Origin of the sequence: Methylobacterium aquaticum, assembly GCF_001043915.1 — a bacterium.
GTDB lineage: Bacteria > Pseudomonadota > Alphaproteobacteria > Rhizobiales > Beijerinckiaceae > Methylobacterium > Methylobacterium aquaticum.
Genome location: NZ_LABX01000144.1, coordinates 1 through 24006 on the forward strand (window position 1 = coordinate 1; position 24006 = coordinate 24006).

Annotated in this window: 19 protein-coding genes; 2 read left to right on the top strand and 17 right to left on the bottom strand. The window is 70.2% G+C overall.

All coding sequences use genetic code 11. From position 1 onward, the window contains the following. Positions 1-1232 (bottom strand): two-partner secretion domain-containing protein (locus tag VP06_RS18440; RefSeq protein WP_048465247.1); only part of this gene is annotated, 1232 nt, incomplete at its 3' end. Between the two features lie 747 nt (positions 1233-1979). On the opposite strand from VP06_RS18440, the gene VP06_RS18445 reads away from it, so the two are divergent. Both VP06_RS18445 and VP06_RS18450 read left to right on the top strand, forming a co-directional pair. After that, positions 1980-3047, top strand: coding sequence for a helix-turn-helix domain-containing protein (locus VP06_RS18445; RefSeq protein ID WP_048465248.1), 1068 nt, complete (start codon positions 1980-1982; stop codon positions 3045-3047). Positions 3048-3255: 208 nt separating this feature from the next. After that, complete coding sequence (locus VP06_RS18450; protein ID WP_082167481.1) at positions 3256-5106, top strand: ShlB/FhaC/HecB family hemolysin secretion/activation protein; 1851 nt, start codon at positions 3256-3258, stop codon at positions 5104-5106. Between the two features lie 127 nt (positions 5107-5233). Here the strand turns inward: VP06_RS18450 and VP06_RS38180 are convergent, their stop codons facing one another. From VP06_RS38180 to VP06_RS18530, 16 genes are all read right to left on the bottom strand, one after another. Then, positions 5234-5590 carry a transposase gene (locus VP06_RS38180; RefSeq protein WP_048465249.1) on the bottom strand — a complete coding sequence of 119 codons (357 nt, stop codon included), beginning with the start codon at positions 5588-5590 and terminating at the stop codon, positions 5234-5236. Positions 5591-6052: 462 nt separating this feature from the next. Continuing rightward, positions 6053-7741 carry a hydantoinase B/oxoprolinase family protein gene (locus VP06_RS18460; protein WP_048465250.1) on the bottom strand — a complete coding sequence of 563 codons (1689 nt, stop codon included), beginning with the start codon at positions 7739-7741 and terminating at the stop codon, positions 6053-6055. A 17-nt stretch (positions 7742-7758) separates the two neighbouring features. Continuing rightward, positions 7759-9777, bottom strand: a complete 2019-nt coding sequence (locus VP06_RS18465) for a hydantoinase/oxoprolinase family protein (protein ID WP_048465251.1) — start codon at positions 9775-9777, stop codon at positions 7759-7761. Between the two features lie 32 nt (positions 9778-9809). Further along, positions 9810-10733 carry a branched-chain amino acid--2-keto-4-methylthiobutyrate aminotransferase gene (locus VP06_RS18470; RefSeq protein ID WP_048465252.1) on the bottom strand — a complete coding sequence of 308 codons (924 nt, stop codon included), beginning with the start codon at positions 10731-10733 and terminating at the stop codon, positions 9810-9812. An 11-nt stretch (positions 10734-10744) separates the two neighbouring features. Then, on the bottom strand, positions 10745-11800 hold the full coding sequence (locus VP06_RS18475) for a branched-chain amino acid ABC transporter permease (RefSeq protein ID WP_245291230.1): 1056 nt from the start codon (positions 11798-11800) through the stop codon (positions 10745-10747). Positions 11801-11811: 11 nt separating this feature from the next. Beyond that, complete coding sequence (locus VP06_RS18480; protein ID WP_048465254.1) at positions 11812-12726, bottom strand: branched-chain amino acid ABC transporter permease; 915 nt, start codon at positions 12724-12726, stop codon at positions 11812-11814. Continuing rightward, positions 12723-13475, bottom strand: a complete 753-nt coding sequence (locus tag VP06_RS18485) for an ABC transporter ATP-binding protein (RefSeq protein WP_048465255.1) — start codon at positions 13473-13475, stop codon at positions 12723-12725. Before VP06_RS18485 ends, VP06_RS18480 begins: the two co-directional genes overlap by 4 nt. A gap of 2 nt (positions 13476-13477) precedes the next feature. Continuing rightward, positions 13478-14254, bottom strand: a complete 777-nt coding sequence (locus VP06_RS18490; RefSeq protein WP_048465256.1) for an ABC transporter ATP-binding protein — start codon at positions 14252-14254, stop codon at positions 13478-13480. Between the two features lie 31 nt (positions 14255-14285). Then, positions 14286-15482 carry an ABC transporter substrate-binding protein gene (locus VP06_RS18495; protein ID WP_048465257.1) on the bottom strand — a complete coding sequence of 399 codons (1197 nt, stop codon included), beginning with the start codon at positions 15480-15482 and terminating at the stop codon, positions 14286-14288. Positions 15483-15758: 276 nt separating this feature from the next. Then, on the bottom strand, positions 15759-15959 hold the full coding sequence (locus VP06_RS18500) for a hypothetical protein (RefSeq protein WP_048465258.1): 201 nt from the start codon (positions 15957-15959) through the stop codon (positions 15759-15761). Continuing rightward, the gene (locus VP06_RS18505) at positions 15956-16702 is read right to left on the bottom strand and encodes a GntR family transcriptional regulator (RefSeq protein WP_053081905.1); all 747 of its coding nucleotides are present in this window, start codon (positions 16700-16702) and stop codon (positions 15956-15958) included. Before VP06_RS18505 ends, VP06_RS18500 begins: the two co-directional genes overlap by 4 nt. Before the next feature lie 179 nt (positions 16703-16881). Further along, positions 16882-18834, bottom strand: a complete 1953-nt coding sequence (locus VP06_RS18510) for a hydantoinase B/oxoprolinase family protein (RefSeq protein ID WP_048465259.1) — start codon at positions 18832-18834, stop codon at positions 16882-16884. 5 nt (positions 18835-18839) lie between these two features. Beyond that, a complete protein-coding gene (locus VP06_RS18515) occupies positions 18840-20864 on the bottom strand; it encodes a hydantoinase/oxoprolinase family protein (protein WP_048465260.1) in 2025 nt (674 codons plus the stop codon). A gap of 352 nt (positions 20865-21216) precedes the next feature. Then, complete coding sequence (locus tag VP06_RS18520) at positions 21217-22167, bottom strand: AraC-like ligand-binding domain-containing protein (RefSeq protein ID WP_048465261.1); 951 nt, start codon at positions 22165-22167, stop codon at positions 21217-21219. A gap of 219 nt (positions 22168-22386) precedes the next feature. Further along, a complete protein-coding gene (locus VP06_RS18525; RefSeq protein ID WP_245291231.1) occupies positions 22387-23349 on the bottom strand; it encodes a 5-oxoprolinase subunit C family protein in 963 nt (320 codons plus the stop codon). A 10-nt stretch (positions 23350-23359) separates the two neighbouring features. Continuing rightward, positions 23360-24006, bottom strand: a 647-nt coding sequence (locus VP06_RS18530; protein WP_048465263.1) for a 5-oxoprolinase subunit B family protein, incomplete at its 5' end; no start/stop codon positions are given.

The following is a 24006-nucleotide window of genomic DNA, read 5'->3' on the forward strand; positions in this document are numbered from 1 at the left end:
CCCACCACGTCGCCGCCGTTGCCCGAGGCGGTGGCGGCCGCCCGGATCGTGCGGCCCGCATCCACGCGCCCCGGCCGCGCGGGCGGGAGCCGCCCCTGGCCCTGCCGCCCGCCGCCGAGCCGCACCGTCCCGCCGCCCGTGGCCCCCGACACGTCCACCGTCGCGCCCTTCAGCGCCACGCCCCGCGCCGTCGCCACCACCCGGCCGCCACGGCCCGTGCTGCCCAGAGCCGCCACCGTGCCGGTGAGAGCGAACCGCTCCTGCGCCTTGATCCGCACCCGGCCGCCCGTCGCGCCCGAAGCCTCGACCCGCCCCGCCACCGACACCGTCCGGCCGCTGATCCGGACCCGGCCGCCCGCCTCACTGCCGGTGCCCGACGCCGCCACTCGCGCCTTTGGGCCGACCACCACCGCCCCGTCGCCACCCGACAGCGTGATCAGGCCGTTCCGGCCCGACACGCTCGTCGCCTCGACCACGCCGGAGATGCTCACCGCGTGGCGCGCCATGTCCCGCGCCGCCGCCGCCGAGAGCGTCACCGACCCCCCTTCGGCCGAGATCGTGCCCGAATGTCGGATCAGCGCGCCCCGGCCCGCCTTGGCGGTCGGCACCTGCACCTGGAGGAAGCCGTCGCCCGACAGGTCGAGCGTCGCCCGCTCGCCCGAACCCAACCCCACCTTGCCCATCGGCACGCGGATCGTGCCGGCATTGCGCACCTCGCCCCCGAGCAGGGCCGCGTAGCCGCCCCGCCCGATCGTGATCGCGCCCCGGTTCGTCACCCGCGCCGAGGCGCCCGAGCCCCGGAACTGGCGCCGGCCGGCCTTGAAGTCCTCGTTGGCGATGTCGAGCGACGAGGCCACGAAGGCGGCGGCGTTGACCTTCCCGGTCCGCGTGATGGTGATGCCGTTGGGGTTGACGAGGTAGACCTGCCCGTTGGCGTTGAGCTGGCCGGCAATGGTCGAGGGCGTCGAGCCGGTGACCCGGTTGAGGATCGCCGCGGAGGCGTTCGGCTGCCGGATGTCGACGCGGTTGTTCCGACCGATCGAGAAGCCCTGCCAGTTGACGATCGCGTTCTGGCTCGATTGCGTGATCGTCATCGCGCCGCCCTGCGGCCGGCCAATGCTGACCCCGCCATACGCCACGCTGCCGCCGGTCGGCAGCCCTTGGGCGCGGACGGGCGCGATCGTCGCGAGGGCCGTGGTGGCGAGGAGGGCGGCGAGCAGGCAGTGCTTCATCGGTAGGCTCGCGATCGGAGGAGATGACGGCGTCGGACTGCCGGAGCCCGACGCGATCTGGTCAGCGGGCCGTAAGCGCTCGCGCGCCACCGCTCGGTGGCGACAGCCGGAACCCGTTCCGCCTTGCCGTCCCGGTCGCCCGACCCGGGGTCGGCGCGCTCAGCAGAGGTGGCACGATCCGCGTCATGTCATATCAGTCGTCCGGCACACAGGGGAGTATTTCACGCCATTTGTGAAGCGTAGCGCCGAGCTAACACAGGCAATCCGGGCTCCGCCACACGGCCGGACAGCATTGATACGCCCTGCACATTCCAGGCTGAGCTGTTCCACACATTTTACCGGTGGCGACTACGCATATACCCCTTCGGCAGTATCAAGCTCTCAAGCTCCCGTGGAGTATAAGGTTGAGCGAATCACGGTGGCGATTGGGGAGCCTCGGGTTGTTCAGGCTGTCAAACGCCAATTTTTGGCGAGATAACACAACCCAAGATAGTATCTTTTGGCTTCGATGTTTCAGCTTCGAGGCATTTCGTCGCATGTTCGACGCCGAGCCAATCTGTGCTACGCTCGGCGCGGCCGGAGAACACGTCCGGATCGACTTCGTGTCTCGCACGAAACTCCCCGTCGCCGGCGTCGTTCGATGTGGCGGCGTCTGCGCAGCGGAAGTTTCGTGAGGTGCACTTCGACCGCGGGCCCCACGAACCTCTTCGATCGGCCTTCGCCGGCTGCGTGTTTCACGAACTTGCCATGACGGCTGCACATTACCTTCCGACAGATGGCGCGCCGGTTCTCCGGCTGCGGTCGACGATCCCGCGCGGCGCACGGGACGCCTACGAGGCGATGCGGTGCGTCGCCGCTCCGGTGGTGCGCTGGGAACTGCCCGAGCCGGGAGACCATGCCGACTTCTCGGCCCGGATCGAGGCCGACCATTTCGGAGCCATGTATCTCAGCGGCGCCGTGGCGCCGCGCAGCGCCTTGCTGCGCCCCCGCGAGGTCATCGCGGCATCCGGCCTCGACGACATCATGACGATGGTCTACCTTCATAACGACTACACCTGCGACGTCGAGGGGCGGCTCCTCGCGATCCGGCAAGGCGACGTGCTGGTGTTGGATCTCACCCGGCCTTTCGCGATCCGAGCGCCCGCGATCAGCAACCTGTCCCTCACGATCCGGCGCGACCTCGTCCTGCCGCTGGTCGAGCGGATCGAGATCCTGCACGGACTGGTGCTGCGCCGAGGCACCGGCATGGTTGACCTCCTGTCGTCGCATCTCCTCGCGCTCCGGAGCGAGGCACCCGCGATGGGCCGGGCCGAGGCCGAGGCCGCGACGACCGCCTCGGCGGCCTTGGTCGCGGCGGTGGCCGGGCCGTCCCCGGACGGGCGCGTCGCGGCCCGCGCGGCGTTGCGGGCCGGGCGGCGGCGCCTGATCCAGGCTGCGATCGAGCAGGATGCGGCCGATCCGCGGCTCGGGCCCGACAGTCTGGGACGGCGCTTCGGGATCTCCCGTGCCTCGCTTTACCGTCTGTTGGAGCCGGTCGGGGGTGTCGCCGCGGCGATCACGCAGGCCCGCTTGGCGCGGGCACGGGCGCTGCTTCAGGATCCCGGGCACGATGCCCGCCTGGTGCGGGACATTGCCCGCGACTGCGGCTTCGTGAACGATTCGGCCTTCAGCCGGCTGTTCAAGGCGACTTACGGCATGGGACCGCGCGACCTGCGGCGGCTTGCAGCGCAGACGCGCGCGAGGGCGGACGGCGATTCGCCGGCGACACCCGAGACCGACGTCCGGAAGGTGAAGGAATGGCTCCTCAACCTGTGACGCCGCCTGTCGCGCCGGTCGGCCGCAAGGGAAATGTGCGGCATGTCTCGAAACGGCCCTCGCGCGCGCGCGAACGGGCGCGCGTCGCTGATATTTACCTTGTGTTAACCAAATCAATCCGCCAATCGGGCTCGGCAGCCAGGGCCGCCTTCCCTTGCGACGTGCGGGGATCGCGCTGTCGCCCGGGCCGCGTTTCGAGAGTTCGCGCATGACGCATCCTATCGCCGAATCGCGAGTGCCCCGGATCGCGCCTCCGGCGATCCTCGGCGCCCGCGCGGGACGCCGGCTCGGCCTCCTCGCCGCGTCCTTCTTCGTCGTCGGTCACGCCCTGGCCCAGACTGCCTCGCAGATCACGCCGCAGAGCTTCCGCCCGCCCCTGCAGAGCCAGGGGGGCAGCCTCCTCATCCCGGAGGGGCCGGGCCTCGATGCCCCCGCCGGCGCCGAGCGCCTCTCGGTGCGCGTGCGCGCCGTCCAGGTCGATGGCACCCTGCCGGACCTCGCCGACGCCACCCGGGCCATCGTCGAGCCCCTCGCCGGCCGCACCAGTACTGCCGCCGAGCTCTTCGCCGTCGCCCGCGACCTCGAACAGGCCTACATCGCCGCCGGCTATCCGCTGGTCCGCATCGTCCTGCCGGCCCAGCGGCTCGCCGACGGCGCAGACCTGCGCCTCGTCGTCCTCGACGGCCTCGTCGAGCGCATCGACGTCTCCGCCCTGCCCCCTGAGATCCGCGCGCGCGTCGCCGCGGTGCTCGGCCCTCTCGCCGGACAGCGTGGCCTGCGGCTCTCGGTGCTGGAGCGCGCCCTGCTTCTGGCCGGCGACACCCCCGGCACGGTGCTGCGCTCGACCCTGGCGCCGGGCAGCATTCCCGGCGGCACCGTTTTGGTGGTCGAGGCCCGCTACAAGCCGGTGACGGGGAGCGTGGGGGCCGACAACACCATCTCGGCAGCGATCGGCGGCATCACCACCAATGTCGGCCTCGATCTCAATTCGCCGACCGGGAACGGGGAACTGCTCTACCTGCGCGGCGGCGGGGCGTTCTATCCGGGCGGGCGGGCAAGCTTCTTCGACCCCGAGCCGCGCAACCGGTCGCTCGCCGCCGGCCTCGTCCTGCCGCTCGGCACCGACGGTCTCACCCTCAACCTGGAGGCCACCGACGCCCGCACGACGCCCCGGGCGAACGTCGCCACGCTCGGCTTCACCTCGGACTTCTCGCGCTTTTCGGCACGGCTGCGTTATCCCCTGATACGCTCCCGGGCCTTCACCCTCAACGCCGAGGGCTCCTTCGACGCGCAGGAAGAACGCCAGACGGTGATCGTGCCGGTCGAGGCGCCGTTCTCCCTCGACCGGCTGCGCATCGCGAGAGCCAGCACGGACGTCCTGTGGTTCCTGGACACCGAGGGCGTCGTCACCGGCCGGCTGACCGGCTCGTTCGGCATCGACGGCTTGGGCGCCCGCCGGCCGCCCGCGCCCGATTCGGATCTGGCGCCCCTGTCGCGGCTCGGCGCGCGGCCGGACTTCCAGAAGCTCGAGGCGAGCCTGAGCTATACGCAGCCGCTGGCCGAGCACCTGACGCTCGACCTGCGGGCGCGCGGCCAGACTTCGTTCAACCAGGCACTGCCGCGCTCCGAGCAGATCGGCCTCGCGACCCTCAGCGGCCTGTCGTCCTTCGATGCGGGCCTGTTCCAGGGCGACGAGGGCTACGTGGTGCGGGGCGAACTGCAACTGCCTTTCGTGCTGCCGGTGAACCTGCCGTTCCGCCTGATCGAATGGCCGGGGCAACTCGGGACGGGGCTGGCCGCGGGCGAGGAGACGGCCGGGGCGGTGGTGGCGAGCCCCTACGGGTTCGGTGCGTTCGGGATGGTGCGCCAGCAGCGGCCGACCGCGTTGGAGCGGGCGATGGTGCGAGGCGCGTCCTACGGAGTGGGAATCCGGCTCGGGGCGGCGCCGCAGGCGAGTTTCACGAACCTGAGCGCGAGCGTGGAATACGGCCGCTCGGAGCGCTCCGACCGTCTGCCAACGGACGACCGGATCACCTTCACGGTTGCTCTCCAGTTCTGAGCGCCTGCTTGAGCGGTTTATGCTATTCTTGATTGTTGAGAGCGTTGAGCGCCATCAGGCAGGCGACGCAGGCAAGGCGTCCGGTCGCGACATCGAGGCGCCCGGCGCGCTCGCGCAGCAAGCCGCCTCAATGGCTCAACCATCCCAAGGTGCGCTCCGCCAGCCAGCGCCGCTCGAGCGCGACGAAGCCCTTCTGGTCGGGCTGCGTCTCGACGACGCGATGGCCCATGCCGTGCCAGTGGCACCACTCCTGGCAGCGTTGGCCGTGAAGGCCCCATCCAGGAGCGCCAGGCGCAGGCTCGGCCACGGCTTCTTGCCGGCATCCAGCGCCGGCAGCGTGTCGTCGCCGCTGGCGGCGGGCGAGGGCCCGCATCAGGATCTCGAACAACCGTTTCTCGATCCAGTGCCGCAACCAGCCGTAGACCGTGCGCCAGGGCACGACGCTCTCTGGCAGGGCCCGCCAGGCGCCCCCGGACCCGCACATGCCAGGCGATCGCCGCGACGATCTTGCGCGCGGGCGTCGCGTTCGGGCTGCGGGGCGGATCGGCGCGCTCAAGGACGCGAGCCATCTCGTCCAGGCCGGTCGGAGCAACGACATCCTTCAGGCGCGTCTCGTGGCGCGCCCGATGTCGGTCGGTCCACATCTGATCTCTCCCCGCCCAACCAGGCGGATCCCCTGTGGATCTCTCAGGAGAGAGATGGCGGGACCGGTAGACGCACGCAGACAGGCTCTGAGCCAGCGGCACGACGGGCTGTTTCGGGGAAGTGCAGGTGTAAATCAGTTTCTCGGAGGTTTCGAAACCCACGTAATGCGATGGATACCACAGGAGGCCATCAAGTTTTCGAAGACCGGAATGGTTTCATTGCGACTCGACGAGGTGTAGCAGGGCGCGAGTTCGGCAGAAGGGTCATCGGGGACGTCTCCGTGATCGGCGCGAGGCGGCGGTCAGCCGGCCGTGTAGACGGTGCGGGCCTGCTCGGGCGTGATGAACCCATCGAGAAGGTCGTCGCGGACGCGGGTCCTGTCGCGCGCCTCCGGCGGCCCCCAGCCGCCGCCGGCCGGGGAGCTGATGCGGATGCGGTCGCCGGGGGCGATCGGCACGTTGGCGAACTTGCTCGGCGAGACCTTGCCGAATGCTTGCGTGACGGTGAGCCACTCCTCGCTGCCGGCCCGCATCATCAGGAGCTCGGCCTTCGCGCCGTCGTGCCCGCCATGGAGACCCCAGGGGCTGACCTTCTGGCGGTCGCTCATGTAGCTGAAGGTCATCGGCGTGCCGGTGCTGCGCACGGTCTTCGAGAGGGCGAGGCCGCCCCGGAAGGTGCCGGGTCCCCCAGAGCCGTCGACGAGGCGGAACTCCTCGACGTGCCAGGGGAAGCGGTACTCGAACACCTCGACCGGGATGTGCGGGCAATTGCCGTTGATGCCGCCGACCGCGTCGTTGCCGTCGGCGAAGCTGCGGCCGCCCCAGCCGACCGGGGTGAGGTCGTAGCAGCAGAAGAACTCGCCGGTGGCCGGGTCGGTGCCGCCGAACAGGAAGTTGCTGTGCGTCGCCCCGTCGGTCGCCGCCGAGCGCTCCTTGAGGCCTGGCGCCAGCGCGCCCATCACGCAATTGGCGATCCGGCAATGGGTCTCGGTGTTGCCGCCGACCGAGGGGCCGGGAAAGTTCACGTTCACCACCGTGCCGGGCGGGGCGAGCACCCGGATCGGCCGAAAGCAGCCGGAATTCTTCGGGATCGTCGAATCGGTGAGCTGGAGCACCGCGTTGTAGGCCGCCCCGTAGGCGACCCCGAGGGTGCCGTTGATCGGACCCTTCGCCTGCGGCGAGGAGCCGTGATAATCGACCACGAGGTCGGAGCCCGTCACCGTCACCTCGGCCCGGATGGTGAAGGCCCGGTCCTCGATGCCGTCATCCTCCATGCAATCGGTAAAGACGTAGCGTCCGTCCGGGATCTTCTCGATCTCTGCCCGCATCCGGCGCTCGGAATAGTCCATCAGCGCCGCGACGTGCTCGCGGAAGGCGGCGACCCCGTGCTTGCGCACGAGATCGGCCATGCGCCGCTCGCCGAGATCGGTGGCGGCGATGAGGGCGCGGAAGTCGCCGTAATTGTAGCGCGGCGTGCGCACGTTCGCGAGCATCAGGCGCCAGACGTCGTCGACGTCGCGCCCCGCCCGCTTGATCTTGACCGGCGGCACCCGCAGGCCCTCGTGGAAGACCTCCGTCGCCTCGCCGGCAAAGCCCGCCGGCGCCATGCCGCCGACCTCGCAGACATGCCCGATCGCGACCGAGAAGCCGATCAGGCTGCCCTTGACGAAGACCGGCTTGAAGAAGGTGTGCTCCGGCGTGTGCAGGCCGCCCCGGTACGGGTCGTTGTGGACGAGGACGTCGCCCTCCTCCAGGTCGGCGAGCGCGATCTCCTGGACGCAGGAGCGCAGCAGCAGCGGCATGCCGCCGATCATCGAGGGGCAGAAATCGCCGGTGGCGACCAGCTCGCCGGTCGGAAGGGCGAGGCCACAGGTGAAGTCGAGGGACTCCGAAAAAATCGTCGAGTAGGAGGTACGCATCAGCGTCACCCCCATGTCGCGGCAGATCGAGACCAGGATGCCGCCGACGATGTTGAGCGAGACCATGTCCATGGTGGGGGCTCCCGTGCTCAGGCGGTGATCAGAAGGTTGCCGGTGCGGTCGACGGTCAGGCTCTTGCCGGGATCGAGCACCGTGACCGAGGCCGCCTCCTCGACGAGCGCCGGCCCGGTGATGCCGTGGCCGGCCCGCAGGTCGTCGCGGGCATAGACCGGGGTGTCGGCAAAGCCGTCGCCGAACCAGACCGGGCGCCGCCCGCGCGGCAGAGCCGGGCCGTCGGCCTCCGGGATCGAGGGGAAGTCGAGGTCGCCGGTGCGGGCGGTGCCGGTGACCAGGAAGTTGACCATCTCCATCGGGTCGTCGAGGCGGAAGCCGAACCGGGCCTCATGCTGGGCGTGGAAGGTCGCCAGCAGCGCGGCGACCTCGTCCTCGGTGAAGGAATCGGCCTCGGTCGGGATCTCCAGCTCGTAGTTCTGGCCGAGATAGCGCATCTCGACGCTGCGCCGGATCGCGACCTCCGGATGGCCTTGCGCGGCGAGCTCGGCCCGGCATTCGGCGACGAGGTCGCCCATCGCCGCAGCGGCGCGGGCACGGTCGAAGGCACGGGAGGTGAGCTGCACCGTGCGGGCGCGGTCGACCCGTGCATCCGCCATCGTGAACCCGAAGGCGGAGAACTGGCCCGGACAATTCGGCACGAGGCCGTGGGGGATCGCGGCCTCGCTCATCAGGTCGCTGACATGCGGCGGGCCGGCGCCCCCGAAGGCGACGAGGACGAAGTCGCGCGGATCGAGGCCCTGTTCGGTCAGCACCGTGTGCAGCGCCCCCACCATGTTGTTGTTGGCGATCCGCACGATGGCGAGCGCCGCCTGCTCGACCGAGAGGCCGAGCGCCTGCCCGATCGGGTCGACCGCCGCGCGGGCGGCCGCCGCATCGAGCGCCATGGTGCCGCCGAGGAAGTTGGCGGCGCCGATGCGGCCGAGCACGACGTTGGCGTCGGTGACGGTGGGCAGGCTGCCGCCCCGGCCGTAGCAGGCCGGCCCCGGATCGGCCCCGGCACTCTCGGGACCCACCACCAGCATGCCCCCGGCATCGATCCGGGCGATCGAGCCGCCGCCGGCGCCGATGGTGCGGATGTCGATCATCGGGACCTGGATCGGCCGGCCCCAGGAGATCTCGAAATCGGTGGTGAACTTCTCCTGCCCATCCACCACTGTCGAGACGTCGGTCGAGGTGCCGCCCATATCGAGGGTGACGAGGTTCGGCAGGCCGAGATGCGCGGCGACCCGCTTGGCAGCGATGACGCCGCCGGTCGGCCCGGAGACGGCGATCTGGATCGGCTGCGCGACGGCGGCATCCAGGCTCATCTCGCCGCCGTTCGAGCGCATCACCACGATGCCCGCCGCGACGCCCTGCTCGGCGAGCTGCCGGCGCATCGCCCCGAGCTGGCGGCCGACCACCGGCTTGATGAAGGCGTCGCAGATCGTGGTCGAGGCGCGGAAATGCTCCTTCCACTTCGGCAGCACCTCGTAGGAGATCGAGACCGGCAGGCCGGGCAGCCGCTCGGCGAAGATCGCCTTGATGCGCCGCTCGTGCTCGGGCGCGAGGTAGGAGTGCAGCAGCACCACCGCGACCGCCTCGACCGCGCCCTCGGCCGCGAGCCGCTCGGCGAGGTCGGCCACCGCCGCCTCGTCGAGGGGCTGGAGCACCGATCCGTCGGCGCCGACCCGCTCGTCGACCTCGTGGGCGTCGCGCCGCATCACGAACGGCTTCGGCTTGACCCAGGCGAGGTCGTAATGGTGGCGCCGGTTGCCGCGGCCGATGAACGGCACGTCGCGGAACCCGCGGGTCGTCACGTAGGCGACCCGGGCGCCCTTGCCCTCGAGGAGCGCGTTCGTCGCCACCGTGGTGCCGAGCCGGATCGCCCGGATCGCCGGGATGTCGCCGAAGGCGCGCAGGCCCGTCATGATGCCCTGGATCGGGTCGTGGGGCGTCGAGAGGTTCTTCCAGGCTCGCAGCGCCCGGCCGGATTCATCGTAGGCGACGAAATCCGTGAAGGTGCCGCCGATGTCGATGCCGAGACGGTAGGCCATGGGCGCGTCCTCCTTCGTCAGGCGGTGCTTGGTCAGGCGTGGATCGAGGCGTAGTCGACCGGGGTGGCGTGCCAGCCGGCGGCGCGCTTGTCCCAGAAGGCGTCGTGCAGGCGCCGGAAGACCGGGCCGGGCCGGTCGTTGCCCATGATGCGCCCGTCGATGCGCGAGGCCGGCATGATCCCGCCGGCAGTGGTGACGAGCAGGATCTCGTCGGCGTCGCGCAGTTCCGCCACGGTGACCGGCCGGACCGCAACGGCGAGATCCATCTCGCGGGCGAGTTCGATCACCGACTGGCGCGTCAGCCCTTCGAGCACGCCGGCATCCGGGGTCGCGAGGCGCCCGTCGGCGACGACGAACAGGTTGAAGCCCGGTCCTTCCGTGACGTGGCCGGCCTCGTCGAGGAGGACGCAGAAATCGGCGCCGCGGTCATGCGCCTCGAACTGGCCGCGGGTCAGGTCTGCCCAGTGGAAGTTCTTCGCCCGCGGGTCGACCGAGCGGGTCGAAATGCGCAGGGTCTCGGCCACCACCAGATGGGCACCGCGCTCCATCACGTCCGGCCGCACCAGGGAGATCCACGGCAGGGCGAAGGCCGCGAGGTAATTGCGGGCATAGGCCGGGTGGTAGGGCGCCCCGGCGGGCGGGCGGCCGCGCAGGCAGTCCATCGCCACGTAGGCGTCGCGCAGGCCTGCGAGGGCGACGCAGCGGTGGAGCACCCGCTTGATCGCCGCGTCGTCCTCCGGGGGCTTGAGCCGGAAGGTCTCCATTGAGGCGCGGAAGCGCCGGACATGGTCGTCGAGCCGGAAGAAGGCGCCGTCGCGCACACCGACGACGTCGTAGGTGACGTCGGAGCGGCGGTAGCCCCAATCGGTGATCGGGATCGCGGCCTCGGCGATCGGCATGAAGTGGCCGTCGAGATAGGCGGCGCCGGCCGTCCAAGCGGGTTCGGTCACGGGCATCCTCCGGAGTGTCACGACGCCGCCTTCGGGCGGGCGGCGAGGTCGACCGTGGCGGCGGGGACCGGCCGGGTCGAGGGCAGGACGAGCTCACGCCCGCGGCTGAGGCCGTTGGGGCGGAAGATCAGGATCAGCGCCATGACGAGGCCGAGCCCGATCTCCTGGCTGCCGGCAGGCAAGGCCAGGGTGGTCCGGCCGACGGCGATCCCGCGTTCGAGGAGGCGCAGCACCTCGACCACCGCCGTCACCACGACGACCCCGGTGACCGCGCCGGTGAGGCTTGCCTGGCCGCCGACCACCAGCATGGCGATCGTGATGAAGGACAGGCTGAGATAGAACGGATCCACCGTCAGGATGCCGAGGAACTGTGCGTAGAGCCCGCCGCCCATGCCGGTGATCGCGGCGCTGAGCACGAAGGCGACGAGCCGCATCCGCACCACCGTCACGGCAGAGGCGCGCGCCGCGACCTCGTCGTCGCGGGAGGCCCGCAGCATCAGGCCGAAGCGCGAGACCTGGAACCCGTAGGCCGCCAGGATCGCGACGCCTGCGAAGGCGTAGGCGGTCCAGGGGCCGACCACCGTCGGGATGCCGACGATCGAGCTGACGCCGGCGGTGACCGAATCCCAGTTGGCGTAGACGCTGTTGACGATGATGAGGAAGGCGAAGGTGGCGATCGAGGCCGCCGTTCCCGACAGCCGCATGATCGCCAGCCCGAGCCCGAAGGCGACCACGGCCGGCAGCAGGGTCGCGCCCAGGATCGCGGCCCAGAACGGCAGCTGGTTCTCCTGGAGCAGCACCGGCAGGCCCTGCAGCATGATCTGCTTGAACGACGGCTCTGCGGTGGCCCAGGCCGCCGCGTAGGCGCCGATGCACATGAAGCCAACCTGGCCGAAGGAGATGATGCCGGAATTGCCGATGAAGACGAACAATCCGACGACGACGACGACCCGGATGAACATCTCGGTCAGCGTCACCTGCACGGCGTCGCCGCCGACGAGGCTGAAGCCTGCGATCAGCCCGAGGAGCAGGATCAGCAGCAGCGGCGTCTGGTGGCGGGCAAGGAGGCGCATCGCGGTCTCCATCAGACGCGCTCGATCGTGCTGCGGGCCGGCACCAGGCCGCTCGGGCGCACCAGCAGGACCAGGATCACGAAGGCGAAGGCGAAGGCATCGCGGAAGGCGCGCAGGTCCGGCGGCAGATAGGCCTGGAGCATCGTGACGATGAGCCCGATGGTGAAGCCGCCGACCACCGCCCCGACCAGGCTGCCCATGCCGCCGACCACCACCGCCACGAAGGCGAACAGGGCGAGCGGCACGCCCATCATGTGGCTGAGTGAGCCGGATTGCGTGGTGGTGAGGAGCGAGACCACGCCGGCGAGGATGCCGCTGATCGCGAAGGCGAGGCCGATCACCAGGTTGCCGCGCACGCCGAGATACTGCGCCATGCGGAAATCCTCGGCGGCCGCCCGCATCTGGATGCCGTATGGCGTCTTCTTGAGGAACAGCGTCAGGCCGCCCATCAGCGCGAGGGTCACCACCAGGGTGACGAGCTGGAGCATCGGCACCCGCAGCTCTCCGATCAGGATCTGGCTGTTGGCGCCGCTCCACAGGTCGACCGCCTTCGGCCGCGCGCCGTAGGCCACCAGCACGCCGTTCTGGATGATGTAGCTGACCGCGAAGGAGGCGATCATCAGGGTCGGCGAGGAGGCGCGGCGCAAGGGCCGGAACACCAGGGCGTCGGTGAGGAGCGCCGCCACGATCACGATGAGGCAGATCGTCGGGATCATCACCGGCCAGGGCCAGGCGCCGATGAGGAGACGCGCGGTGACGTCGGCGGACGGCACGATCAGCGCGTAGGCGCCCACCGTGATGAAGTCGCCGTGTGCGAAGTTGATGAGCCGCAGGATGCCGAACAGCAGCCCGATGCCGAGTGCCACCAGGGCGTAGATGCTGCCTAGGCTGATCGCATCGATGAGGTTCTGCAGGAACGGGATCACGCGCTCGCCTCCGCCGGTTGGGCCGTCCGCTCGCCGAAGCCGAAATACGCCTGCCGGATCGCCTCGCCGTCCTTGAGGTCGGCGGCCCGGCACTCGAGCTGGATGCGCCCGCCGCGCAGGACCGAGATGCGGTCGGCGTGCTTGAGGATGCGGGTGGAGCTCTGCTCGTTGATGAGCAGGGTGAGGGAGGCGTGGCGGCGCAGGTCGAGCAGGATCTCGTAGATCTGGTCGATGATCTTCGGCGCGAGGCCGAGCGACGGCTCGTCGACGAGGAGCAGGCGTGGCCGGGTCATCACCGCGCGGGCCACCGCCAGCATCTGCTGCTCGCCGCCGGACAGGCGCCCGGCCGGGCTGTGCAGGCGCTCGCCGAGGCGCGGCAGCAGCGACAGGATGCGCTCGCGGTCGATCCGCGCCGCCGCCCGGTCGCCCCGGAGCTGGCCGCCGATGGCGAGGTTCTCGTCCACCGTCAGGGTGCCGAAGATGTGGCGCCCCTCCGGTACCAGCGAGACGCCGAGCCGGGCGATCTTTTCCGGCCGCTCGCCCCGGATGCTGGCGCCATCGAGCCGGATGTCGCCGGCATGCGGGACGACGCCGCCGGCGATTGCCGCCATCGTCGTCGACTTGCCGGCGCCGTTCGGCCCGATGATGCAGACGACCTCGCCCTCGGCCACGGTGAGGGAGACGCCGCGGAGCGCCACGAGGTCGCCGTAGCGGACGTGGATGGTCTCGACGCAGAGGAGCGGCGCCATCTTCAGGCCTCCATGCCGAGATAGGCGGCCATCACCGCCTCGTGACGCTGGATCTCCTCGGGCGTGCCCTCCGCCAGGGTGCGGCCGCCGTCGAGAACGTGGATGCGATGGCTGATGCCCATCACGACCCGCATGTTGTGCTCGATCAGCAGCACGCCGCAGGTGAAGGTCGAAGGAATCGAGGCGACGAGCTCCATCAGTTCCTCGCACTCGGCGTCCGACATGCCGGCGGCCGGCTCGTCGAGGAGCACGAAGGCCGGCGACAGGATCAGGGCGCGGGCGATGCCGAGGCGGCGCTGGTCGGTATAGGCGAGCGCGCCGGCCGACAGCGCCGCCTTGTCGGCGAGCCCGATCCAGTCGAGCATCGCCCTGGCGTGCTCGCGGGCGGCGCGGAGCGTCAGGCCGAGCCCCGCCCCCGTCACCTCGACATTCTCGATCACGCTCATGTCGCGAAACAGCCGTCCGGCCTGAAACGTGCGGGCGACGCCGCGTGCGCGGAACCGTGCCGCGTCCCAGCCGTCCGTCTCGGCCGCGCCGAGGAGCACCCGTCCCTCGGTCGGGCGCTGGAAGCCGGTGAGGCAGTTGACCAGGGTGGTCTTGCCGGCGCCGTTCGGGCCGATCAGGCCAAACACCTCGTGGCGGTGCAGGGTCAGGCTGACGTTCGAGATCGCCGCGAGGCCCTGGAACCGCACCACGAGACCGTCCGCGGACAAGTCCGAGGCGTTGGTCAAGGAGCGATCGACGCCCCTGACCGCCGGTTCGAGGTAGGCGTGCTGCATGGGATGACCTCCCCTGGGTCGGAGGAGCCGGCTACTTCTTCAGCCGATAGAGGACGGCGTCCGGAATGGTCTCCTTGATGGTCCATTCCTCGACCGGGCTCTCCTTGCCGTCGGCGTAGGAGACGACGATCATCGGCATCTTGGTCTGGATGTGGAGCTTCGGCGTGAAGGTGCGCGGGCCGAGGATGGTCGGGGCGTTGTCGGCCTTGTTCAGCTCGGCCACCACCTTGGCGGCGTCGGTGGTGCCGGTCGCGGTCACCGCCTTCGCCCAGAGGTCGAGATAGGCGTAGATCGGGTAGGCGTACTGGGTCGTCGGCGGCTTGCCGTACTTCTTGGCGTAGGCCGCGGTCAGCTCGTTCACCGGGGGACGCGGGTCGTCGACCGTGAGCGCTTGGACCGGCAGGTAGAAATCCTTCAGGCCCGGCGTCGAGTTGAGCCAGTAGGTGCCGTCCATCGCGGTGGCGCTGAACACCGGCAGGGCAACCCCGGCGGCGCGCAGCTGGCGCACCGCGCTCGCCGCGCCCGGATTGGTCGAGCACAGCATCACGTGGTCGACGCCGCCGGTCCGGATCGCGTCGTTGAGGCGGGTGATCTGCGAGTTGATGGTGGGATCGAGACCCTTGAAAGTGTCCTGGCCGACGACCTTGCCGCCGACGGTGGGAAAGTTCCACTCGTAGCCGGCGCAGACCGACTTGTTGTACTCGATGGTCTCGTCGACCAGCATGTAGCCCTTGCGCACGCCCTTCTTGGCGTAGCCCCAACCGGCCATGACGGCGCCTTCGAGTTGGCCGGCATTGTTGGCGGTGAAGGAATAGGCACCGACGCCGATCACGCCGGCCTTCGGGTCCGAGGCGCCCATGAAGACCGACACCACCCCGGCCTTCTGGGCCTGGAGCGCGGCCGGGGCGCCGTAATCGTAATCGGCCGAGACCAGCAGCAGGTTGGCGCCCTGGTCGATCAGCTGCTTGCCGACCTTGGCGCCCTCGACCCGGTCGGTCTTGGTGTCGGCGGTGACGACCTTGATCGGCTTGCCGAGGAGGCCGCCCTTCTGGTTCGTCTGCTCGATCCAGAGCTGGGCCATCTTGGCGGCCTCGCCGTCATAGGCTTCCATCCAGCCTGAGAAGGCCACCGCGAGCCCGATGGTGATGCCGTCGGCCGCCGCCGCCGGCCGTGCCCCGAGGGCGAGGGCCGTGGCCAGCACCGCGCCGATGATCCGCTTGCCCGTCATCGTGTCCTCCTGCAAAGGCCGGGCGCGCCGGCCAACTCCGGTTCGGTCGCGTCTCGCCGGGGCGGGGCCAGGCAGCCGCGCCCGGTCGCGGCCCGGCGGGCCGCGGAAGAAGTTGAGTTTCGATGTCTCGCCCGATGTGCCAGTCTAACCAAGAACTGCCGGGTCCCCTCTCCCGCACGGGACAGGGAGGCGCGCCTCATTCCGCAAAATCAGAGCAGAGTCCATTCATCGATCAAAGCAACTCGGTTTATCTTAGCGATGATCGCAGAGATTGCGTCACGTCTCCGTCCCGGCCGTCTCCCGCCGCCGTTCCTCCCGCTCCGCCTCCCAGGTCACGCACCAGGCGGAGCAGTAGATCCGGCCATTCGCCCGCACCGTGTCCGGCGCCTCGTTAGCCGGGTTCTCGTAGAGCAGGATGCCGCAATTCGGGCACTTGGCGTAGCTCTCGATATAGAGCCGGTTCGGCGCGAACTTCATCCGCGTGTCCTCCGGGTGGGATGCGGTGCATCCTCGGCGCTCACCAGCGGCTCGCCGCGGCCGCTCCGGCCGTACATCCGGTGGACGAAGGCCCAGGTCGTCTCGAGATGGTGCTGCATCGCCGCGACCGAGCGCTCGACATCGCCGGAAGCCAGCGCCTCGACGATGGGAATATGGGCCAGTGCCGATTGCAGCGGCGGCTCGCGCTCGAGATCGACGTAGGCGATGAGCATCTGCACCTCGGTGTCGATGCCCTCATGCGCCCGCAGGGTCTGGCGGTTGCCCGACAATTCGCAGATCCGCCGGTGCAGGGCCATATCGGCCTGGTGCAGCTCGGCGAGGCGTCCCGCCCGGGCCGCCGCGATCATCCGCTCGACGAGGCGCGCGAGGTCGTCGTGGTCGGGCCGGCGCATCCGCGGCAGGGCCTGGCGGATCGCGAAGGATTCGACGCAGATCCGGAACGAGAACACGTCGTCGACGTCCTGCGGCGTGAACCGGCGCAGGTAGTGGCCGCGCCGCGGCGCCGAGACCAGGAAGCCGCGCTGGGCGAGCCCGGAGACCGCCTCCCGCACCGGGTTGCGGCTGATGCCGAGGGTCCGGGCCAGCTCCGCTTCGTTGATGCGGTCGCCCGGGCGCAGGCGCCCGGAGGTCAGCGCGTCCAGCAAGTAGTGCCTCACCTGATCCGACAAGCTCAACGCGTCGATCAGCCTCTGCACGGCGCTCGTCTCCGATATGCGGGACATGAAGGGTCTTCCTCCTGCGGGCGAGAGCGCCGGGGCGGATCGAAAACCAACTGTCTGCTTATGAATACAACAACTGCAGACAGTGAACAGTTTATGAACTCGGTATCAACTGTCAACGCGAGGACTTGAGGGAATGTTGAGCTACGCCTGCCCACCGCATGGGCAGGCACCGCCGCAGCTCAGGCATCGCGCCACGACGCCGCCGAACGCTTGGCGAATTGCTCGCGGAACTGCGCGGTCGATCGCGGCAGCAGGGTGCCCTTGTCCCAGTCGAGGAGGACGCCGTAGCGGCGCACCACGTCGAGGGTGTCGAGGCGCCCGGCCCGGTACTCCTCCGCCACGTGCTCGGGATCGGTGGCGAGCCAGCCCCGGCGCTGGCCGCGGATCTCGGCCCGCAGGGCCTCCGTTGCCGCGGCATCGACCTCGTAACGGCACAAGTCGGCGTCGATCACCCGGATCACCACGCCGTAATCCTTCGCGGCGCGGGCGACCGAGACGTAGTCGTCGGCCACGTCCTCGACGACCTTGGCGGGATCGCGCTCCAGCGGATCGCCGAAGCCGCCGCCACCGGCGGTCGGGCGGCTGAAGATGTCGCCGGGGCCGATTGCCACGTCGGAGAAGACCGAGCCGAGCCACTCCTCCGCCTGCCCCGCCCGGGTGAGGGAGAGCCCGTGCGGCATCGACGGCAGGCCGCCCTCGATGCCCCAGACCACCGCCCGCTCGCGGTCGCAGATGTAGGAGATGACGCTGCCCTCGGCCTCCAGCATCACCGAGGTCTTGCGCACCCCGGCGCCGCCGCGCCAGCGCCCGGGCCCGGGGGAATCGGTCAGGATCTCGTATTCCGTCGTCAGGATCGGGTTCGCCCGCTCCTGGCCCTCGACCGGCTGCGACATCAGCCCGGTGCCGAAACACGCCGTGGTGACGTTGCAGCCGTCCTTGCCGTTGCGCCCGCCCCAGCCCCCGGGCAGCCAGTCGTAGAACATGTAGATCGGCTTGTCGGGCCGGCGCCCGTCGCGGCCGCCGGTGAGCAGGTATTCGAGGTTGAACGCGCAGGCGATCGCCCGCTCGGGCATGATCCGCGACCACATCTCGTAGATCGCGTTCATGATCTTCTCGAACGGCATCAGATAGCCGGTCACGGCGACCGGCCACTTTGCGTCGACGATCGAGCCCTCCGGGGCGATGATCGAGAAGGCGCGGTAAAAGCCGCTGTTGAGCGGCAGGTCGGGGAAGAAGGTCTTCATGCCCGCCGCCACCGCCGAGAAGGTGGCGCCGAAGGCCGAGTTGTAGATCGATCCGATGGTCGGGTGGCTGCCGGTGAAGTCGTAGGTGACCGACTCGCCCCGGATCGTCATCTTGATCCGGATCGGGATCATGCCCTCCGGCCCGCTCGGGTCGCGGTCGATGTAGTCGACCGTCTCCCACTCGCCGTCGGGGAGCGCCGCGAGGCGCTGGCGCACCGCGCGCTCGACGTAGTCCTGGACGGCGGCGAGCCCCGTCTCGACGGTCTCGCGGCCGTACTTCGCCACGAGGCGCAGGATCTCGCGCTCGCAGACCTGGGTCGCCTCGGCCTGGGCCTGGATGTCGCCGATGATCGAGGCCGGGTCGCGGGTGTTGGCGGCGATCAGGCAGGCGACGTCGGCGCAGAACCGGCCCTTCGAGAACAGCCGCACCGGGGTGATGCGCAGGCCCTCGCGGAACATGTCGCGGGCGGTGACGTCGAACGAGCCCGGCACGCTGCCGCCGACGTCGGACCAGTGCCCGTTCGACTGGCTGAAGGCGATGATCCTGCCGTCGGCGAAGATCGGCCGTATCAGCCGCACGTCGGAGAAATGGGTGCCGCCGGCATAGGGGTCGTTGATCGCGTAGACGTCGCCTGGATGCATGTCGCCGGCGAATGCCCGCATCACGTCCTGGCAGGTGAAGTGCAGGGTGCCGACATGGACCGCGATGTCCTGGTTCCCCTGCGCCGCCGAGTGGCCGCTCGCGTCGTGCAGCGCGCTCGAGAAGTCGCGGTTGTAGATCACGAAGGAGTAGCACGTCCGCAGGATCTGCTCGGCCATCTGGTCGACGCTGGTGATGAAGGCGTTCTTCAGCACCTCGAAGGTGACGGGGTCGAGGGTCTCGGCCATGGCGGTCACTCCTTCACCCGGATCAGGATGTTCAGGTAGCGGTCGACTTCCGCGCGGGTGCCGGGCGGGACCAGGACGGTCGAATCGACCTGCTCGACCACCGCCGGGCCGGCGAGGCTGAACCCCGCCGGGAGGCTCGCGCGATCGTAGACGGGGGTGTCGTGGGCGGCGCCCTCGAACCAGACCGGGCGGCGGCTCGATGGTTCGGGAGTCGCGCCGGTGAGTTCGTGAGTGGCGAGCGCGGCCTTCGGCACCACACCGACCGCCTTGAGGTTGAGGCGGAAGAAGCCGACCGGCGCGTCGTCGCGGCGGAAATTGTATTCGCGCTCGTGGTGGCGGTGGAACGCTTCGGTGAGGTCGGCGATCGCCCCGATCGGCCGCGGCGCCGGCACCGCGAGCGAGCGCCACTGGCCCTGGTACATCATGTCGATGCTGCGCTGGAGCACGATGTCGGCCTCGGCCACGCCCTCGTGGGCGAGGCGAGCGAGCGCCTCCGTTTCGAGGCGGCCGAACTCGGCCTCGATCTGCGCGGGGTCGGCCTCGGCGGCGCCGACGAGGTAGCTCTCCGAGAAGTCGTGCTGGATGTCGACGAGGAGGCAGCCGAGCGCCGAGGTGACGCCGGGATTGGGCGGCACGATCACGACCGGAATCGCCAGTTCGCGGGCGATGTCGACCCCGTGCAGGGCGCCCGCCCCGCCGAAGGCCACGAGGGCGAAGTCGCGCGGGTCGTAGCCGCGGCTGATCGAGATCAGCCGCACCGCGTCCGACATGTTGGCGTTGGCGACCCGCAGGATCGCGTCGGCGGCCTCCGGCAGGGACAGGCCGAAGGGCTCGGCCACCCCCTCGCGCACGGCCTCGGCCGCCAGACCTTGATCCAGGGTGATCTTGCCGCCGGCGAGGCTGGTGCCGAGGCGGCCGAGCACCACGTTGGCGTCGCTGTTGGTCGGCTGGCGGTTGCCGTTGCCGTAGCAGGCCGGGCCCGGGAAGGCGCCCGCCGATTGCGGCCCGTTGCGCAAGGACCCCGCCTCGTCGGTCCAGGCGAGGGAGCCGCCGCCGGCCCCGATGGTCAGGACCTCGATCGAGGCGAAGCGGATCGGGTAGCCGAACTCGATGTGCCAGTCCTTGGTCACCCGCGACTGGCCCTCATAGGCCAGCGACACGTCGGTCGAGGTGCCGCCCATGTCGAGGCCGATGGAGTTGGCGTAGCCGCACAGGCCGGCGATGTGGCGGCTGGCGATGGCGCCCGCCGCGATGCCCGAGCCGGCGAGCCGCGCCGCGAAGTCCTTGACGCTGCCCGGCGTCATCACGCCGCCGCCGGTATGCAGCAGGAGCAGGTCGCGGTCGTAGCCGCCGTCCCGCAGGCGCTCGCCGAGGCGGGTGGTGTAGTCGACGACAACCGGGCTCAGCGCCGCGTTGACCACGGTGGTCGAGAAGCGCTCGTGCTCGAAGATCTCCGGCAGCACGCCGGACGAGATCGAGACCGGCACCCCGGGCAGCTCCTCCTCCAGAATCGCCTTCATCCGGCGCTCGTTGGCGCCGTTGACGTAGGCGTTCATGAAGCAGACCGCGACCGCGGCGACCTCGCGGCGGCGAAGGATCTTGGCGACCCGGCGCGCCTCCACCTCGTCGAGCGGGGTGACCATGGCGCCCTGCGCGTCGATCCGCTCCGGCACGGTGAGGCGGTCGCGCCGGGGCACGTAGGGCCGCACCACGTCCTTGTAGGTGTCCCAGAGATCCTCCTTGTTGGCGCGCCTGATCTCGATCACGTCGCGGAAGCCCGCGGTGCAGACCATGGCGGTGCGCGGCAGGCGCCGGGTGATGAGGGCGTTGGTCGCCACCGTGGTGCCGTGGGAGAACAGCGCGACCCGGGTCAGGTCGATGCCGGCCTTGTCGACGCCGGCCAGGATGCCGTCGATCGGATCGCGCGACGAAGCGGTCTTCTCGATCCGGATCAGCCCGGTCGCCTCGTCCATGATGCAGATATCGGTGAAGGTGCCGCCGACATCGACGGCCACGCGCAGGCTCTGCAAAGGAAGGCCTCCTCGCTGTGAGTTTGTCATTTCGATGCGGATCTAATCGCGCCCTTTAAACCAACGGCCGAAGATGCTGACGCATCCATTCGATCTCGGGCAGGCCCGAGATCGACGCAGCCGTCGACCCACTCTCGACTTGTCGATGCCAAGCCCAGATGTCCGGGACCTTGGGCTTGGCGAAAACTCCAGACCGGCACCGAAGGTCGGTTTCAACGACCTTTGGTATGACAAGTGCGCTTCGTCATTCCGGAGCCGCGCAGCGGCGCCCGGGATGACCCTGCAAAGGGTCGATCAACCGGCATTGTCTTCACGCGTCGGAGAATCCGGACATGATCGCGCCCGAATCCTCTCACCCCCGCGCCGCTGCCCGCGCCTCCCGCGGGGTGCAGCCGAACTCGGCCCGATACTGGCGGCTGAACTGGGCCTGATCGCCGAAGCCCCAGCGATAGGCGATCTCGGACAGGGAGCGGCGGCAGGCCGGGTCGCGCAAGGCTTCGTCGCACATCGCCAGCCGCTGGCGGCGGATGAAGCCGCAGACGCTGGTCCCTTGCGTCTCGAACAGCTGGTGCAGGTAGCGCACCGACAGCCCGCAGGCCTCGGCGATGCCCTGCGGCCCGAGATCGGCGCGGGCGAGGTTGGCACGGATGTAGCGCTCGACCCGGTGCAGGTGTGCACCCTGGACCGAGGAGGCCTGGCTGCCGAGCGTGCGCGGGTCGGCCTCGACTGCCAGCGCCAGGAGATCGACGAGGTGGCGCCCGGCCAGGGCCCGCGCCGCCTCGTCCAGTTCATCGACCCGCGGCGCGGTGAGGCGCAGCATGTCGACGAAGAGGGCGCCGACGCCCTGCGTGGCGTCGAAGCTCAGGGTCGCGAGCCGCTCGGGCGCCCCGATCCGGGCGCGCAGGACGGGGCTCGGCACCTTGAGCACCCAGAGGGCGTTCGGCTCCGCATGGGCGAACTCGTAGGGCAGGTGGCTGCGCTCGATCAGGAACGCGCCGGGCCGGCAGCGCACGTCCCGGCCGTCCTGGCGGAAGCTCACCTCCGCCCGCTCCGGCACGGTGATGAGGAAGCTTTCGTCGTGGGCGTCGAGCAGGTGACGGGCGTGGCGGCGGTAGACTACGCCATCCGAGACGTTGCGGGAGATCGAGAGCTCGCCGAGGCTCCAGACGTCGAGGGCGCCGGAGAAGGCCGGGCCGGGGCGAAAGGCCAGTTCGAGCGGGAAGTAGGTCCGGCTGACCGCCTCGCTCCAGGCGCGCTTGCGCTCCGCCGGTTCGGCGTGCGCGGTCGAGAACGCGGTTCGCATCACCCGATCCTCCTCCTGCCCTGTCCCGCCCGGATGTCGAGGCCCGTGTCGGCTTGCCGGCTCAGGCCAGTGCAGTAGACGGCGTTCCGGCGCCCCACTCTTGCACGGGAGTGCGCGAAGACTTGATCTTCAGCGCACTCGTCTTCGCGCGAGCAAGCGCAACGGTGACGCCCCGGAGACGAGGTCTCCGGGTTGCTTCATGACCTTCGGTCACCCCGGTCACGCCAGGGCGTCGCGGATCCGGGCGAGCCGCCCCGCATTCTCCGCCCGCGCCGCCAGCGCCCCCGCCATGTCGGTGCGGGCGAAGTGCACGGGCTGGTGCGGCTGCAACTGCCCGATCAGGTCCATGTCCGCTGCAATCACCGTGCCGATCATGAAGTAGCCACCCCCCGACACGGCGTCGCGGTGCAGAACGATCGGCTCGGTGCCGCCCGGCACCTGGATCGAGCCGTAGGGGTAGCAGCTGTCGACGATGTTCGACGGATCGGAGCCAGCGCCGAAAGGCGGCTCGCGGGGAACGAAGTCGAGCGGGTGCCCGCCGCGGAAACGGTAGCCGATCCGGTCGGCCTCGGGCGCGACCTTCCAGGTGTCGTTGAGAAACCGCTCGGTCGCCCCCTCGGTGACCCGGTGGTCGTAGAGGCCGGGCAGCATCCGCAACACCGGCGCGGCCTTGCGCCGCAAAGCCGCCGGGAGGCTGCGCCCCTCCCCCGCTGGGCGCCCGGGCGCGACCGCGAGCCGGTCGCCGGCCTTCAGCGCCCTTCCCTCGTGGCCGCCGAGCGCGCCAAGCGCGTAGGTCGCCCGCGAGCCCAGCACCACCGGCACGTCGATGCCGCCCGACAGCGCGATATAGGCCCGCGCGCCGGCCTTGAGGAAGCCGAAGGACAGGACCTGCCCGGCCCGGACGGGAAAGGCGGTCCAGCCCGGCTGCTCGACCCCGTCGAGCCTCGGCGGCATCTCGGCCCCGGTCACCGCCACGGTGGTGTCGGCGGTGAAGCGGATCTCCGGCCCGAGAAACACCGCCTCGAGCCCGGCCGCGCCCTCGTCGTTGCCGACGAGGAGGTTGGCGGCGATCAGGGCTTCCCGGTCCATCGCCCCTGAGAGCGGGATGCCGAGATGGTAGTAGCCCGGCCGGCCGAGATCCTGGACCGTGGTCGACAGACCGGGCTTGACGATCTCGATCATGGAAGCTGCCTCAGCCATGGAGCACCCCCAGGAGCGCGGCGTTGGTGCCGGCGGGATCGGCCTGGAACGCGGCGAGCGAGAAGTCGACCTCGCGGATCAGCGGGGTGAACCGGCCGGTCTCGACCTCCTCCACCGCGGCGTCGTATGCGTCGCGCCCGACCGGCCGGAACTTCACGATGTCGCCCGGCCGGAACAGGATCATGAAGTCGCGCAGGTAGCTGATCGTCTGCGACGGATCGTAGATCGGCATCGGGGTGATGCCGAACATCTGGTAGCCGCCGGCACCCCGCACCGAGTAGATCGCCCCGAAGCAGCCGCCATGGCCGATCGTCAGCTTCGGCGTATCGGTGCGCGGGCGGAGATACTTTGGGGCCTGGATCTGCTTGGCGCGCTCGACCATCTGGGTGAGGAACGGCAGGCCCGCGACGAAGCCGACCATCGAGACGAACCACGGCGAGCCGGCATGCGCGGCGATCAGCGCCGGCACGTCCGGGTAGCCGTTGATCCGCGCGGTGTATTCGAGATCGGTGGCCCCCGGATCCTGGTGGCGCTCGCGGAAGCGCATCAGCGTCTCGCGGGTCCAGGGATCGTCGTAGAAGACCGGCATCTCGAGGATCCGGGTCTTCAGCTCGGCCCCGCCGGCGCCGGCGCCCTCCA

Bases quoted from the DNA above. Each gene is read 5' to 3' on its own strand.
- VP06_RS18510 (WP_048465259.1), bottom strand. From the start codon at position 18,834: ATGGCCGAGACCCTCGACCCCGTCACCTTCGAGGTGCTGAAGAACGCC.
- VP06_RS18460 (WP_048465250.1), bottom strand. From the start codon at position 7,741: ATGGACATGGTCTCGCTCAACATCGTCGGCGGCATCCTGGTCTCGATC.
- VP06_RS18475 (WP_245291230.1), bottom strand. From the start codon at position 11,800: ATGCGCCTCCTTGCCCGCCACCAGACGCCGCTGCTGCTGATCCTGCTC.
- VP06_RS18525 (WP_245291231.1), bottom strand. From the start codon at position 23,349: ATGATCGAGATCGTCAAGCCCGGTCTGTCGACCACGGTCCAGGATCTC.
- VP06_RS18490 (WP_048465256.1), bottom strand. From the start codon at position 14,254: ATGCAGCACGCCTACCTCGAACCGGCGGTCAGGGGCGTCGATCGCTCC.
- VP06_RS18465 (WP_048465251.1), bottom strand. From the start codon at position 9,777: ATGGCCTACCGTCTCGGCATCGACATCGGCGGCACCTTCACGGATTTC.
- VP06_RS38180 (WP_048465249.1), bottom strand. From the start codon at position 5,590: ATGTGCGGGTCCGGGGGCGCCTGGCGGGCCCTGCCAGAGAGCGTCGTG.
- VP06_RS18445 (WP_048465248.1), top strand. From the start codon at position 1,980: ATGACGGCTGCACATTACCTTCCGACAGATGGCGCGCCGGTTCTCCGG.
- VP06_RS18485 (WP_048465255.1), bottom strand. From the start codon at position 13,475: ATGGCGCCGCTCCTCTGCGTCGAGACCATCCACGTCCGCTACGGCGAC.
- VP06_RS18470 (WP_048465252.1), bottom strand. From the start codon at position 10,733: ATGCCCGTGACCGAACCCGCTTGGACGGCCGGCGCCGCCTATCTCGAC.
- VP06_RS18520 (WP_048465261.1), bottom strand. From the start codon at position 22,167: ATGCGAACCGCGTTCTCGACCGCGCACGCCGAACCGGCGGAGCGCAAG.
- VP06_RS18505 (WP_053081905.1), bottom strand. From the start codon at position 16,702: ATGTCCCGCATATCGGAGACGAGCGCCGTGCAGAGGCTGATCGACGCG.
- VP06_RS18500 (WP_048465258.1), bottom strand. From the start codon at position 15,959: ATGAAGTTCGCGCCGAACCGGCTCTATATCGAGAGCTACGCCAAGTGC.
- VP06_RS18450 (WP_082167481.1), top strand. From the start codon at position 3,256: ATGACGCATCCTATCGCCGAATCGCGAGTGCCCCGGATCGCGCCTCCG.
- VP06_RS18495 (WP_048465257.1), bottom strand. From the start codon at position 15,482: ATGACGGGCAAGCGGATCATCGGCGCGGTGCTGGCCACGGCCCTCGCC.